Genomic DNA, 14,271 nt, shown 5'->3' with positions numbered 1-14,271 from the left:
GGCGGACGGATAACGGCCCGGGCGCCGGTCAGTGCCCCGGTTCGCGGAAGGTCCGCAGGAACGTCCGGAGCGCGACGGTGCCCGCGGAGTCGCCCCAGGCCGTGGCCGGCGCGGTGTACCGCAGCGAGAAGCCGCGCCCGCCGCCCAGCAGGAAGCCCCGCCCCAGCGTGTGCGTCCGGGCCGGGCCGGAGCCGGCCAGCCACTCCAGATCGGCGGCCCGGTGCGTCCGGTAGGTGAGGGCCCGCACCGCGCCGACGCGGCGGTAGCCGGGGAGCCGTGCCAGCTCGGGTTCGACCTGGTCGCGCCAGACGGCCACCGGGTCCGGGCCGACCCGCTCGCTGTAGGTGACGGCCAGGGTGGGGGAGGCGCCGCCAGCGGGGGAGCGGCCGGCGCCGAAGGTGACGCGGTAGGCGTGGTCGGCCGCGCGTGCGGTGGTCAGCCGTCGCCAGCCGTCCGGCAGGGCCACCGAGAAGCCCTCCGGAGCGGTGTAGGGGCGGTACCCGGCGGGCAGGGCGGGCGACCTGGTGGGGGCGGGGCTCGTGGCGCCGCCGGGAGCGCCGTCACCGGTGCGGCCGGGCGGCGGGGCGGCCGTGGCGGTGGTGCGGGAGGGCGCGGCCGCGGTGGAGGCGCCGGGCAGCCGGTGTGTCGCGGCCAGCACGCCGGCCACGACGGTGACGACCGCCAGCGCGGTACCGGCCACCAGCAGAAGCCTGCCCGGCGCCGGGGCGGTGTGCCGTACGGCCGCGCAGGCCCCGCGCGGCCGGGGCGCGGGCGCGGGACGCCGGTCGGCCTCGCAGTCCGCGTCGAGGGCCCGCGTCAGGGCGTCCCGGAGCACGGTCCGGTTCAGCCGGTCCCGGGAGTCCTTGCGCAGCAGCCCCTGGACGGCCCGGGTCAGCGGGCCGGTGCGCAGCGGGGTCCGCAGCGGCAGCCGGTCCACGGCCCTCAGGGTGGCGTCGGGCCGGCCGCGGTCGCGGAACGGCGGCCGTCCCTCGACCATCGTGTAGAGGAGCGCGCCCAGCGCCCACAGGTCGGCGGCCGGTCCGACGCGCTCGTCGCGGGCCTGCTCCGGCGAGGCGTACGACGGCGCCGTCAGCCGCGGGGCCGGCGTCGCGCCCGCCAGGCCGAACCCGGCCACCAGGACCGGGCCGCTGTCCCGGACGAAGACCTGACCGGGGCTCAGTTCGCCGTGGGTGATGCCCTCGTCGTGCGCCGACTGCAGCACGTCGAGGATCTCCAGGCCCAGCCGTGCCGCCCGGACCGGATGCAACGGGCCCTCCCGGTCCAGGAGTTCGCCGAGCGGCGTGCCCTCGATCCGGTCCGTGACCGTCCACAGGGCGCCCGCCTCCACGACGGCGTCGACGACCGTGGCGACCCGCCCGGGGCACAGCAGCCGCATGATCTCGGAAGTGCGCACCACCCGGGCCGCCACGCGGCGCGCGGTGTCCGCGCCGGCGTCCGGCAGCTCGGTGCGCGCCATCAGCCGGGGCCGGCCGGTCGTCAGGTCCTCGGCGTACCACCACAGGCGGTTCGTCTCGCGGGCGAGGACGTCCAGGAGCCGGTACCGGCCGGCGACCGGCTCGTGTGCGGAGACGTGCGCCTCGTCCATCGTCATACCTCGCTGGGACCCCGACTCGACTTGCCCAGAGGTACGCGGGGCGCGCCGGGGTGCGTTCAAAGGATCCGCGACCCCGGCCGCATTCCTGCCTTTTATTCAACGTGCCGACCGTGCCGGCGGCTTTACGAAGACGGGCCGTGCCCGGGCATCGACCTGCGGGTTACCGACGGTAGACGCCCGGGTGTGCAGCGCGTTCACCGGCTGCGCCGGGACGTGCGTCAGAGCAGCCCGAAGCGGTCCGCCCAGCCGAACAGTTCCCCGGGCGCCGAGTTGCCCCCGCACACCACCAGCCCGAGCCGGGCCCCGTCGCCGACGCGGGACAGCACCCGCCGGGCCGCCGGCAGCAGACAGCCGGCGGCCGGCTCGGTCCACAGCTTGGCCCGGTCGGCGAGGTCGAGGCAGCCCCGCACCGCCTCCCGGTCCGGCACCACCAGGACCTCCTCCACCAGCGCCGACACATGGTCGTACGTCAGCTGGGACACGGACGGCGCGCTCAGTGTGGTGACGAGCGAGGACACCGGCACCTGCCGCGGCCCGCCCGCCCGGAGCGCGCCGGACATGGCCTCGGCGCCCTCCGTCTCCACGCCCCACACCCGCACCCCCGGACAGCGGGCGCGCAGCGCGGCCGCCACCCCGGCGATCAGGCCGCCGCCGCCCACGCTGACCAGGACGTCCGTCGGCCCGTCGGAACCCTGGGCGTCCTCGGCCAGCTCGAGCCCCACGGTGCCCTGCCCGGCGATCACGACCGGATCGTCGAACGGGTGGACGAGGGTCAGTCCCTCGTCCCGCAGCTCCAGCACCAGCTCGAAGGCGCTGTCCATGCCGTCGGTCAGCCGCACCGACGCCCCCGCGTCCTCGGCCAGAGCGATGGAGCGGGCCGGTGCGGTGCGGGGCATGACCACGGTCGCCTTCACGTCCAGCGCCGCCGCCATCTCCGCGACCGCGATGCCGTGGTTGCCGCCGCTGACCGCCACCACGCCGGCCGCGCGCTCGGCCTCGCCCAGCGACAGCAGCTTGGCCGTCGCGCCGCGTGCCTTGAACGAGCCGGTGCGCTGGAGCAGTTCGAGCTTCGCGGTGACCGGGGCGCCGAGCAGGTCCGCGAGCCCGGGGCTGGGCACGGTCGGCGTCCGCACGACGTGGCCGGCGATCCGCCGTGCGGCGGCTTCGATGTCCGGGAGACCGATCAGGCTGGTCAAGGTCGTTCACCTTCCCGGCGCGGGGCTTGGGACCGCGCCCTGGGAACCCTCACCCGCGCACGCGTGCGAGGTCAACCCTCACAGGTCGCGGTCCACCAGGTGGTCCAGCAGGCCGAGCAGCTCCCCGGCGGCCCCGGTGCCGGGCAGCCCGGTGATCAGCTCCCGCGCGAGCGCCGTGCGGGCCCGGGCCTCGGCCAGCGCCGCCGTCCGGCCGCCCGCCTCCTCGATCAGCGCGGCCGCCTCCTCGGCGCACCCCGCGGGGCCGAGCAGCGCGGGCAGGCGGCGGGCCGCGGGGGTGCCGAGCGCGAACAGCACCGGGAAGGTCTTCTTGCCCTCGCGCAGATCGCCGCCCACGGGCTTGCCGGTGACCTCCGGGTCGCCCCAGATGCCCAGCACGTCGTCCACGAGCTGGAAGGCGACGCCCAGGTGCCGTCCCGCCCGGTCCAGCGCGGTGACGGCCCGTTCCCCGGCTCCGCCGAGCGCGGCCCCCAGCGCGGCGGCGCAGCCGAGCAGCGCCCCCGTCTTGTGCTCCGCCATCGCCCGGTACTCCCCGGGTGTCACCCGCTCCGGGCCGGCGCAGGGCCGGGCGGTGAACAGCAGGTCGTCGGCCTGCCCGCGCACCAGGTCGGCCAGGGCGGCGGAGAGCAGCCGCACCGCGCCGGGACCGCCGGGCGCGGCGGCCAGCGTCTGCACGGCCAGCGCGAACAGCGCGTCCCCGGCGAGCACCGCCGGCCCGGTGCCGTACGCCTTCCACACCGCGGGGCGGCGGCGCCGGGTGGCGTCGCCGTCCATGATGTCGTCGTGCAGCAGCGAGAAGGCGTGCACCAGTTCCACCGCCACCGCCGCCGGGATCCCGGCCCGCCCGTCGGCGCCCGCCGACTCCGCGCCGAGCACCGCGAGCGCCTGCCGCACTCCCTTGCCGCCCGGTGCGGCGGCGGGTGCGCCGCCGACCTCGCACCAGCCGAAGGAGTACGCGGCGATCTCGGCCAACCAGGGGTGCAGCCGCTCCACCGCCGCCGCGAGAGCCGGCCGCACCAGCGTCCGGCAGCGGTGGAGGGTGTCCAGGGCCGTAGGAGGCGCCTGCACCGCAGGGGGGAGCGCGCTCACCGCGCGGCCTCCGCGTCCACGCCGAACTCCCGCTGCGCCCGGGCCACCATCTCCCGCGCGTGCCGCAGTCCGGCCCGCTCCAGCACCCGTGCCAGCTCGGCGAGTTCGGCCGCCGTCTCGGCGCGGTCGCGGCCCAGCCGGGCCAGCGACTTGGCGAGGCCGAGCCGGGACAGCGCCTCGCCGCGCGGCTCGCTCATCGCCCGGAACTCCTCCAGGGCCAGTTCGTACAGCTCCCGGGCCTCGGCGTAACGGCCCGCGCGGTAAAGGACGTTGCCGCGCATCTTGTGGTTGTAGGCGAGCGCGCTGGAGAGGTTCATCGCCCGGCAGGCGGTCTCCGCCCGCGTCAGCAGTTCCAGTGCCCGCGCGGTGTCGCCGTCGCGGACCGAGACGATGTCGGCGAGGCCGCGCAGCGCCCAGGCGTGGCCGCGCCGGTCCTCGGCCCGCTCGGCTATCCGGGCCGCCTCCTCGAACAGCGCGTACGCCCGGTCGTGGTCGCCGGTGTTGCGGTGCATCTGCGCGATGCCCTCCAGCGCCCACACGGTGTGCCGGGCCTCCCCGCGCCTGCGGGCCTCGGCGAGCAGTTGCTCGTGCAGCCGGCCGACCGCCTCGTAGTCGCCCTGGATGCGCCCGGTCTCCGCGAGACCCGCCAGCGAGTAGCCCCGGACCACGATGTCGCCGCCCCGCTCGCCGAGTTCGGCGGCGAGCCCGAGCAGCCGCCAGGCCAGCGGGAACGCCCCGCGCTGCCGGGCCAGGGTGCCGCCGCTCCACAGCGCCCACGCCATCGCGGCCGTGTCACCCGCGTTCCGTGCTGCGCGGTAGCTCGCCTTCCAGGCCCGGTCCGCCTCCCGCACCCGGCCCAGCCGGCGCTGTGCCTCGGCGACGGCGAGCCCGCAGCGGGCCACCTCGCCCGGAAGGCCGGACCGTTCGGCCTCGCGCAGCCGCTCGGTGCCCTCGGCCAGCACGTCGACCAGCGAGGAGTTCACGGAAAGGGTGGTCAGGGCGCCCTGGTACTCCGGGGCGAAGGCCTTGCCGTACATGTGTGCCCTTCTATACACGAAGTGTATACACGGAGTGTATAGCACATCGGAAAGGTGCCCCGGCCCGCAGGCCGGGGCACGGTCTGTCGTGGGTCAAGACGCCGGCGCCGAAGGCTGGGTTGCCCGTGCGGCGAAGATCACTCGACGGGGCGTCAGTGCTGCTGCACCTTCTGCGGCGTCGCCTCGCTCGGCCGCACCACGACGAACCCCTCGCCCTGCAGCATCAGTTGCACCGCCTCGCCCGAACCGCCGCGCAGCATCGAGCCGATGGACTGCGAGCGGTGCAGCGAGGTCTGCAGGTGCGCGGACCAGCCGACCACCGCGTCGGTGTCGACGTACACCGGGTACTGAGCCGAGACGGGTATCACCAGCGGGTTGCCCTCGCAGACCAGGCCGAGCCGGCCCTGTCCGCTGAACACGCTGTTGAACAGGCCGCCGCCGGTGATGCCCGCGCCCTTCACGGTCCTGATCTCGTACGCCAGCGAGGCGTCGAAGCACAGCACGTTGCGGCCGTTGACGGTGAACTGGTCGCCGGGCTCGACCTCGACGATGAAGCAGTTCTGCGCCTCGTGTGCGAACCAGACCTCGCCCCGTCCGCGCACCGCCATCAGCGGCAGTCCCTCGCCGGTGACCGCGCGCTTGAGCATCCCGCCGACGCCCTGGCCCTTGCGCTCGAACTGGAGGCCGCCCCGGTAGGCGATCATCGCGCCCTGGCGGGCGTGCATCTCGCCGTCGACCGCGTACTTGATGCACTTGGCGTTCTCGACGGTCATGCCGGCCTCGACGGCCGGCTGCACCATGTGCTCACTGGAAAAGAGGGAACCCTTCATGCCGGGCATGGTGTCCCGGACGAACTCGTTCCGCCAAGATCACGGAACGTGCCCGCCCGGCGACGGGGTTCCCTCGCCCGCCCCTTCGGGCGCCCGGCCCCTCACTGCCGCGAGTCCCGCTCCGCGGCGGCCGGGACGCGCGCCGCCCTGCCCGTCGTGCCCTTGCCGGCGCCCTCCCCGCAGAACGCCGACTCCAGCGCGCCCGCCAGCGTGCCCAGCACCTTCGCGTTGTTGGAGGTGTTGGCGGCGGCAGTGAGACTCCGGCTGCCGTCCTTCGAGGCGAACGCGTAGGTGTAGAAGCCCTGCACCGCGCCGGTGTGCCCGTACACCGAGACGCCGCAGGAGAGGTCGCGGCGGCGCAGCCCGAGCCCGTACGAGGTGGTGCCGTCGACCCGGGTGAAGCGCTCCATCTCCGCCAGCCGGGCGGCGGACAGCAGCCTGCCGCGCAGCAGCGCCGAGTAGAAGGTGTTCAGGTCCCTGGCGCTGGAGATGAGCGCGCCCGCGCTCTGTGCCCAGGACGCCGTCTGGTCGGTCGCGTCGACCAGTTCCGCGCCGGCGGAGTCCGGGGTGAGGTAGCCGTGGGCGTGGCGGCCGGGAATCCTCGTGTCCGGGTGCACGTAGAACGTGTCGCGCAGCCCGAGCGGGGTGATGAGCCGCTTCTCGTAGGCGTCGCGCACGGGCTTCCCGGTGAGCTTCTCGATCAGCAGGCCGGCCACGACGTAGTTGGTGTTCGAGTACGAGTAGGCGGCGCCGGGCGCGTTGGTGCGGGGCTTGCTCAGCGACAGGGCGATCAGGTCGCGGTAGCCGAAGACCTTGTTCCGGACCGCCTCGAAGCCGGAGACGCTGCTCGCGAACATGTCGTTGCTGTAGTCGTACAGGCCGCTGCGGTGGCTCAGCACGTGCCGGACCGTGATCCGGTCGTCCGGCAGCAGCCCGGGCAGGTACCGGTTCACCGGGGCGTCCAGGTCCAGCTTGTGCTCGTCGGCCAGCTGCAGCAGGACCACGGCCGAGAAGGACTTGGTGACGCTGCCGATGCGGAACCGGTCGGCGGCGCTGATGGCCTGACGGGTGCTCCGGTCGGCGAAGCCCCGGGCCACCAGGTAGGAGTCGTCGCCGTCGTCGACGCGCGCCAGTGCGCCGGGGGCGCCCTGGTCCACCACCGAGTGCAGCACCGAGTCGAGCCCCGTGACGTCGGGCGCGGGCAGCGCCGCCGCCGCGTGGGCGTCCGCTTCGAAGGTCGCGGCCCGGGCCGGGACCGTGAGCAGCGAGAGCACGGCCGCTCCGAGCACCGCGCCCCTGCCCACGCTTGCTGGAACCATCCGGCTCACTCCCGTCCTCGCGGCTCGCGATGCGACATCGGTCACATTCCGCCCTGCAACCTAGGGGATTGCGGCAGCGTCTCCACAGTCGACACACAGCGGGCCTCTCGCGATCACCCTGTGGCGGGCATTCGTAAAGGATTGTCATAGAAGACCGCGAAATGGATCATTCCGCCTTTACGTGCGCATGACTGATCCGCAAGGGTTGCGACACGGGGCCCGACCAGCCCCCCGTGGCGCCCAACCGCGCCACGCCTCAGGGCGGTTGGGGAAACCCGCCGCCTGTGAACGAAGGAACCCTGATCAGATTGCGTAGACCGCACATACGCACCGCGGCTGTCGCCGTCGCGGTGGCGACCGCCGCCACAGGTCTGGCCGGCACGGCCTTCGCGGGTCCCTCCGCCTCCGTGGAGCACTCCGCCGCGTCCTCCGCCACCACCGCCACGGCGGTGGTGAAGGCGGCGAACGCCGCGGCCTTCGCGCACTCCGCGGCCACGGGGGTCGCGCAGGGCGACGAACTCCACGCCCAGGACGTGCTCGTCGACCCCGAGGGCGCGCGCCACGTCCGTTTCGTCCGCACGCACAACGGGATGCCGGTGCTCGGCGGCGACCTCGTCGTCCACCTCGACCGGCGGCTCGCCTACACGGGCGTCACCAGCGCGGCCACGCACGCCGTGAAGCCGGCCGCCGCCCAGCCGCAGCTGACCGCGGCTCAGGCCGCGGCCAAGGCCGCCCGCGCCGCCAAGGGCGAGGCCGGCGGCGCCGAACTGGTGGTGGACGCCCGCGGCGGCTCCGCCGCCCTCGCCTACCAGGTCACCGTCACCGACGAGGACAGCGCGAGCACCGTCGTCGTCGACGCCGTCACCGGCAAGGTGCGCAGCAACACGCCCGTCGCCGACGAGTTCCTGTCGCCGAAGCTGCTCGCCAAGCTGCGCAGGAGCGGCCAGAGCGCCGACCCGGCCACCGGCGTCGGCTCCTCCACCGGGGCCGGCCTGCTCGGCTCCGGCGTCTCCGGCGCCGTGCGCTACCCGGCGACCGCCAAGGGCACCGGCAAGACCCTCTTCGTGGGCAGTGTCGGCCTGACCACCACGGCCACCTCGCGCGGGCACTACCAGCTCAAGGACCCCAACCGGTACGGCACCGAGACCCGCGACGCCAAGGGCAGGTACACCGAGTCCTTCGGCGCGGGCACGAAGTTCACCAACACCACCAACGTGTGGGGCAACGGCAAGACCACCAGCCGGGCCAGCGCCGCGGCCGACGCGCAGTACGGCATCACCAAGACGCTGGACTTCTACAAGAAGACCTTCAACCGCAAGGGCATAGCCAACAACTCCAAGGCCGCCCGCGGAATGGTCCACTGGGGCAACAAGGTCGCCAACGCCTTCTGGGACCCGACCTGCAACTGCATGCTGTACGGCGACGGCGACGGCCAGATGTTCAAGAAGCCGCTCGTCGTCCTCGACGTCACCGGTCACGAGCTGACCCACGGCGTGGTGGAGGCGACCGCCGACCTGCAGCCGACCTACGTCGACGCCGACGGCAACCAGTACGGCGAGCCCGGCTCGCTGAACGAGTCGCTCGCGGACATCTTCGGCTCCAACGTCGAGTTCTACGCCAACAACGCCAAGGACACGCCGGACTACCTGGTCGGCGAGAAGCTGGGCCTGGACCAGAAGTTCCTGCGCCGCCTCGACCACCCCTCGCTCGACAAGCTCGAGGGCACGATCGACTACTGGTCGCAGGACACCTACTACACCGAGGTCCACGCCGGCTCCGGCGTCTCCTCGCACGCCTACTACCTCCTCGCGGAGGGCAGCGGCAAGAAGAAGATCGGCACCGTCACGTACGACTCGCCGACCTACGACGGCTCCACGGTCAAGGGCATCGGCCGCACCAAGGCCACCGCCATCTTCTACCGTGCGCTGACCCGCTACATGGTCTCCACCACCGACTTCCACGGCGCGCGCGTCGCGACGCTGAAGGCGGCCAAGGACCTGTACGGCTCGACCAGCACCGAGTACAAGACGGTGAGCAAGGCGTGGGCCGCGGTCAACGTGACCGCCGCCAACACCCCGGCCGCCCGCCACTGACGGACGTCCGCACCGCGCACCACCGGATGCCCCGCCCCGCGCGGGGCATCCGCACGTCCCGCCGCTGCCGCCCGCCGCGGTGGCGGCGCGGCGGCAGCGGCGGGACCATGACAACCGTGGTACCCGCAGAGACCTCCCGGCCGGCGCGCCCGGAGCCCGGCGGGCCCGCCGGGGCGAAGGAGCGGCTCCGGTGACCGGCCGGTCCGCCCGCGTCCGGCGCCTTGCGGCCGCGGCGCTGCTCACCCTCGCCTGCCAGTGGGCGCCCGTGCCGGCGGCGACCGGGGCGCCCGAGCCCGCCGGGCGGGACGCCCAGGTGGTCACCTGGGCGGCGAGCGCCGGCCGCCTCGGCGAGGGCACGCCCGGCCGCGGCTACCGGCTGATCGTGCGCACCAGCGTCGCCGGCAGCGGGCTGCGCGTGCGCCTGTCCAACGCCTTCGGCGACCGCCCCCTGACCCTGGACGGCGTGCGCGCGGGCCTGCGGAGCAAGGGCGCGGCGCTGGTGCCGGGCAGCGACCGGCCGCTCACCTTCGGCGGCGCCCGCACCGTCACCCTGCCCGCCGGCGCGGTCGCCTGGAGCGACCCGCTGCCCGGCTCCGTCCCGGCCGGGGCCGACCTCGCCGTCAGCCTGCACACCCCCGGCGCGGCCGGCCCGGCCACCGGGCACACCCTGGCGCTGCAGACGTCGTACGTCACCCAGGGCGACCACACCGCCGAGACGAGCGGGGCGAACTGGGCCCGTACCACCGGCTCCTGGTGGTACCTGGACGCGGTCTCCGTACGCCCCGCGGATCCCGCGACCGGCGCCGTGGTGGTGCTCGGCGACTCCCTCACCGACGGCCGGCAGTCCACCCCCGGGCTCGACCGGCGCTGGACCGACTACCTCGCCCGGCGCCTGCGCCCGGCCGCGACGCACGTCAAGGGCGTGGCCAACGAGGGGATGTCCGGCAACAAGGTGCTCAGCGACGGCGCCGGGCCCGGCGCCCTGCACCGGCTGGAGCGCGACGTGCTGTCCCAGCCCGGCGCGCGCACCCTCCTGCTGTTCGAGGGCGTGAACGACGTCAGGGCCCACACCGGGGTCACCGCCGCCGGGTTGATCGCCGGATACCGGACGATCCTGCGGCGGGCCCACGCGGCCGGGCTGTGCGTGGTCGGCGCGACCGTCGCACCGTTCGCGGGCCGGCCCGAGTGGGACCCGGCCGCCGAGGCGGTGCGCCAGGACGTCAACCGGTTCGTCCGCACCGGCGGGGAGTTCGACGCCGTCGTCGACTTCGACCGTGTCCTGCGCAGCCCCCGCGCGCCCGGGCACCTGCTCCCCGCCTACGACGACGGCGACCATCTGCACCTGAACGACGCGGGCATGCGGGCCCTGGCCGACGCCGTCGGCCCGCACACCCTCGACTGCGCGCGCGGACCCCGGCCCGGCTGACCAGGGCCCCGCCGCGTGGGGTTCAGCGCAGCGTCTCGGCCCAGTCGGCCGGCACCCGCCCCGCCGGACCCGGCACCGGCTGCTCGGCCGGGTGCGCGGCCGGCGGCGCGAGTTCGGGACCGTCCGTGTACAGCTCGCCCGTGTCGTAGTTCCAGAACCAGCCCTCGCCCGGCTCGAAGCTGCGGATCACCGGATGCCCGGTCGCCTCGTGGTGGGCGGTGGCGTGCTTGGACGGGGAGTCGTCGCAGCAACCGATGTGCCCGCACGCCGCGCACCGGCGCAGGTGGAACCACCAACCGCCGGCCGCGTCGCACTCCACGCAGCCGGCGCCGCTCGGCGGGACGTTCGGGTCGATGGCGGACTCGCCGCTCATGCTGTCTCCTCGGGGTTCGTCAGGGCGGACCGCTCCTCGGGTGTGCCCGCGGTCAACGGCAGCAGCACCTGGAAGCGGGTGTCGCCGGGCTCGGACTCGACGCGCAGGGTGCCGTGGTGCTTGTTCACCACGATCCGCCAGGAGATGTCCAGGCCGAGCCCGGTGCCCTGGCCGACCGGCTTGGTGGTGAAGAACGGGTCGAAGATCCGGCTCCTGATCTCCGGCGGCACCCCGGGCCCGGTATCCCGGAACTCCACCAGCGCCTGCTCGCCGTCCAGCGCGGTCCGCACGGTGAGCGTGCCCTGCCCGCCGGCGCCGTTCATGGCGCACACCGCGTTGTCGATCAGGTTGGTCCACACCTGGTTCAGCTCCGCCGGATAGCCGGGGACCTGCGGCAGCGCGGGGTCGTACGCCTTGACGACCTCGATGCGCGGACCGATCTTGCCGGACAGCATCAGCAGCGTGCTGTCCAGGAGTTCGTGCACGTCGACGACCCGGTAAGGGGCCCGGTCGAGCTGCGAGTACTGCTTGGCGGCGTCCACGAGGTGCGAGATCCGGGTGGTGGAGTCCTCGATCTCGCTCATCAGCAGCTCGGTCTCGACCGTGTAGTTGAGCCAGCCCACCGCCCCGGGCAGGATCTCCGCGTCCACGGCCGCCGCGACCTGCTCCAGCCAGTCCACGTCGAGCCCGGCCTGGACGAAGGTGGGCGCGAGCTGCCAGCCGTTGTCGATGCCGTGGTCCTCCAGCCAGTCGCCGAGCGCGTCCTCGCGGTCGGAGGCCTCCAGCGGGCTGAGCGCCGGCGCCTTGGCGACGCGCTCCGCGGTGCGCTCCTGGATCTCGATCAGGCTCGCCAGCGCGTCCCGGGAGAACGGGCCCTCGGCGATCACCGCGAGCTTGTGCCGCATCTTCGCGACCCGCTCGCGCAGCGTCGAGGTGGCCCGGACGGCGGCCGCGGCGGGATTGTTCAGCTCGTGCGTGAGCCCGGCCGACAACGAGCCGAGCGCCAGCAGCCGTTCGCGCTGCCCGATGGCCGCCTGAGTGCTCTTGGAGCCGAAGAACAGGCCCTCCAGCAGATGCGTGGCCATCGGGAACCACTCGCTCATGACCTCGGCGAAGACGTCCGCCGGCAGCACGAAGAACCGCGTCGGCTCCGTCACCCGCATCGAGTTGTTGTACACCTGCCGCACCCGGTCGCCCAGGTACGCCTGCATGGCGCCCGCGTACACCCCGCGCTGCGAGGTGCGCGACACCTCCACGTCGTCGCCGCCGACCCGCCGCGACAGCACGACCGTGCCCTCCAGCATCACGTAGAAGCAGGTGGCGGGGTCGCCCTCGGTGTAGACCGGACCGGGCTGGAACAGCTCGACCCGGCCCTCGCGGCACAGCCGGCCGAGCTGCTCGGGCGCCAGCTTTTCGAACAGGAACAGGGAGCCGATCTCCCGGGGGCTGCACGGCACCGGCTGCCCGCTCACGACTGCTCCAGGTACCGGTGGACGAGCATGACGGCCATGGCTCCCTCTCCGACGGCGGACGCGACCCGCTTGGCGGACTCCGCGCGGGCGTCGCCCGCCACGAACACGCCGGGGACGCTGGTCTCCAGGTGGTACGGCGCCCGGTCCAGCTCCCAGCCGGCCGGCGGGCGCCCGTCGGCCGTCAGGTCGGGTCCGGCCAGGATGAACCCGCGTGCGTCGCGCAGCACCGTCCCGTCCAGCCAGTCGGTCAGCGGGGCGGCCCCGATGAACACGAACATCCACTGGGCGTCGACGCGTTCGGTCTCCCCGCTGCTCAGGTGACGCAGGGTCAGCTGTTCCAGCCGGCCGGAGCCGTGCGCGGCGTCCACGACCGTGTGGCCGCGCACCGAGATGTTCGGCGCCTCGCCGATCTGCTGGATCAGGTAGTGCGACATCGACGCCGACAGGTCGGGCCCGCGCACCAGCAGCGTCACCGACTTGGCGAACCGGGACAGGTACATCGCCGCCTGGCCCGCCGAGTTGGCGCCGCCGACGATGTACACGTCGTGTCCCTGGCAGGAGGAGGCCTCGGTCAGCGCGGAGCCGTAGAACACGCCGCAGCCGGTCAGGTCGGTGCAGCCCTCGGCCTGCAGCCGCCGGTACTGCACACCCGTCGCCAGGATGACGCTGTGCGCCGCGATCGCCGAGCCGTCGGCGAACCGCACCACCCGGGCCGCCCCGTTGACCTCCAGGCCCGTCACCTCGCGCGTGGTCAGGATCTCGGCGCCGAACTTGGCCGCCTGCCGCCGCGCCCGGTCGGTGAGCTGGGCGCCGGAGACCCCGTCGGGGAAGCCCAGGTAGTTCTCGATCCGGGAGCTCTGCCCGGCCTGCCCGCCGGTCGCGGACCGCTCCACGAGCACCGTCCGCAGGCCCTCCGAGGCCCCGTACACGGCGGCGCCGAGCCCAGCCGGGCCGCCGCCGATCACCACCAGGTCGTAGAAGTCGGCCGTCGGCGTCGTCGCCAGGCCCACCCGCGCGGCCAGCTCGGGCGCCTCCGGCTCGACCAGGACCGTACCGTCGGGAGTGATCACCAGCGGCAGCCGCTGCCCGTCCTGCCCGGCCGCGGTCAGCAGCCGCCGCCCCTCGGGCTCCTCCACCGAGTACCAGCGGTAGGGCACCTGGTTGCGGGCCAGGAACTCCCGTACGTCCGAGGACCGGGCCGACCAGCGGTGCCCCACGACCTTGGTGCTGGGCACCGGCTTGTAGGCGCTGGTCCGCCAGGCCTGGAGCAGGTCGTCCAGGACCGGGTAGAGCTTCTCCTCCGGCGGGTCCCACGGCTTGAGCAGGTAGTGGTCCAGGTCCACGACGTTGATCGCGTCGATCGCCGCGTTGGTGTCCGCGTACGCGGTCAGCAGCACCCGCCGGGCCCCCGGATACACGTCCAGAGCCTGTTCCAGGAACTCGATGCCGTTCATCTGCGGCATCCGGTAGTCGGCCAGGATCACCGCCACCAGGTCCCCGCGCAGCTTCAGCTCGCGCAGCGCCTCGAGCGCCGACTCGCCGGACTCCGCGCGCACGATGCGGTACGACTCGCCGTAGCGCCGCCTGAGGTCGCGGGCGACGGCGCGGGAGACCCCCGGATCGTCGTCGACTGTCAGGATGACGGTCCGCGCTGTGTCGGCGGCCTGTGCCATGCCTCTCCCACCCCGTGCTCGGATCACCGGGACGGCGCCGATTCGGCCGCCGCACCGGTTCCCGCCCATCGTATGTTCGATCGCCCGGGTTCGCCGCGCCGTACGGCGCCGACCGCCCGGATCGGGCGGG

Annotated in this window: 11 protein-coding genes; 2 read left to right on the top strand and 9 right to left on the bottom strand. The window is 74.3% G+C overall.

Going from position 1 to position 14,271, the window contains the following annotated elements; translation table 11 throughout:
* Positions 1-28: 28 nt before the first annotated feature.
* The 6 genes from TNCT1_RS04510 to TNCT1_RS04485 all read right to left on the bottom strand — a co-directional run bounded on the left by TNCT1_RS04510 (position 29) and on the right by TNCT1_RS04485 (position 7,104).
* Positions 29-1,612: a serine/threonine-protein kinase gene (locus TNCT1_RS04510; protein WP_143628450.1), complete on the bottom strand. Its 1,584-nt coding sequence runs from the start codon at positions 1,610-1,612 to the stop codon at positions 29-31.
* Positions 1,613-1,833: 221 nt separating this feature from the next.
* Positions 1,834-2,802 (bottom strand): threonine/serine dehydratase, encoded by a 969-nt coding sequence (locus TNCT1_RS04505; protein WP_143629371.1) that lies wholly within the window; start codon positions 2,800-2,802, stop codon positions 1,834-1,836.
* A gap of 87 nt (positions 2,803-2,889) precedes the next feature.
* The gene (locus TNCT1_RS04500) at positions 2,890-3,918 is read right to left on the bottom strand and encodes a polyprenyl synthetase family protein (RefSeq protein ID WP_174266147.1); all 1,029 of its coding nucleotides are present in this window, start codon (positions 3,916-3,918) and stop codon (positions 2,890-2,892) included.
* On the bottom strand, positions 3,915-4,955 hold the full coding sequence (locus TNCT1_RS04495) for a tetratricopeptide repeat protein (protein ID WP_143628448.1): 1,041 nt from the start codon (positions 4,953-4,955) through the stop codon (positions 3,915-3,917). The genes TNCT1_RS04500 and TNCT1_RS04495 overlap by 4 nt, the downstream gene beginning before the upstream one ends.
* 152 nt (positions 4,956-5,107) lie before the next feature.
* Positions 5,108-5,785, bottom strand: a complete 678-nt coding sequence (locus tag TNCT1_RS04490; RefSeq protein WP_143628446.1) for an AIM24 family protein — start codon at positions 5,783-5,785, stop codon at positions 5,108-5,110.
* A gap of 101 nt (positions 5,786-5,886) precedes the next feature.
* A complete protein-coding gene (locus tag TNCT1_RS04485) occupies positions 5,887-7,104 on the bottom strand; it encodes a serine hydrolase (RefSeq protein WP_143628444.1) in 1,218 nt (405 codons plus the stop codon).
* Between the two features lie 308 nt (positions 7,105-7,412).
* Here TNCT1_RS04485 and TNCT1_RS04480 point away from each other — a divergent pair, with 308 nt between their 5' ends.
* Together TNCT1_RS04480 and TNCT1_RS04475 are read left to right on the top strand one after the other, a co-directional pair.
* The gene (locus tag TNCT1_RS04480) at positions 7,413-9,197 is read left to right on the top strand and encodes a M4 family metallopeptidase (RefSeq protein ID WP_143628441.1); all 1,785 of its coding nucleotides are present in this window, start codon (positions 7,413-7,415) and stop codon (positions 9,195-9,197) included.
* A gap of 190 nt (positions 9,198-9,387) precedes the next feature.
* Entirely contained in the window at positions 9,388-10,623 is a 1,236-nt protein-coding gene (locus tag TNCT1_RS04475; protein ID WP_143628439.1) for an SGNH/GDSL hydrolase family protein, read from the top strand.
* 22 nt (positions 10,624-10,645) lie between these two features.
* On the opposite strand, the gene TNCT1_RS04470 is transcribed toward TNCT1_RS04475, so the two are convergent.
* The 3 genes from TNCT1_RS04470 to TNCT1_RS04460 are packed head-to-tail and all read right to left on the bottom strand — an operon-like array spanning position 10,646 to position 14,141.
* Positions 10,646-10,996: a UBP-type zinc finger domain-containing protein gene (locus TNCT1_RS04470; protein WP_143628437.1), complete on the bottom strand. Its 351-nt coding sequence runs from the start codon at positions 10,994-10,996 to the stop codon at positions 10,646-10,648.
* On the bottom strand, positions 10,993-12,468 hold the full coding sequence (locus tag TNCT1_RS04465) for an ATP-binding protein (RefSeq protein ID WP_143628434.1): 1,476 nt from the start codon (positions 12,466-12,468) through the stop codon (positions 10,993-10,995). The genes TNCT1_RS04470 and TNCT1_RS04465 overlap by 4 nt, the downstream gene beginning before the upstream one ends.
* Entirely contained in the window at positions 12,465-14,141 is a 1,677-nt protein-coding gene (locus TNCT1_RS04460; RefSeq protein ID WP_143628431.1) for an FAD-dependent oxidoreductase, read from the bottom strand. Before TNCT1_RS04460 ends, TNCT1_RS04465 begins: the two co-directional genes overlap by 4 nt.
* Positions 14,142-14,271 lie beyond the last annotated feature (130 nt).

Origin of the sequence: Streptomyces sp. 1-11 (assembly GCF_007176755.1) — a bacterium.
Taxonomy (GTDB): domain Bacteria; phylum Actinomycetota; class Actinomycetes; order Streptomycetales; family Streptomycetaceae; genus Streptomyces.
This window is presented reverse-complemented; position numbering and strand designations above follow the sequence as displayed.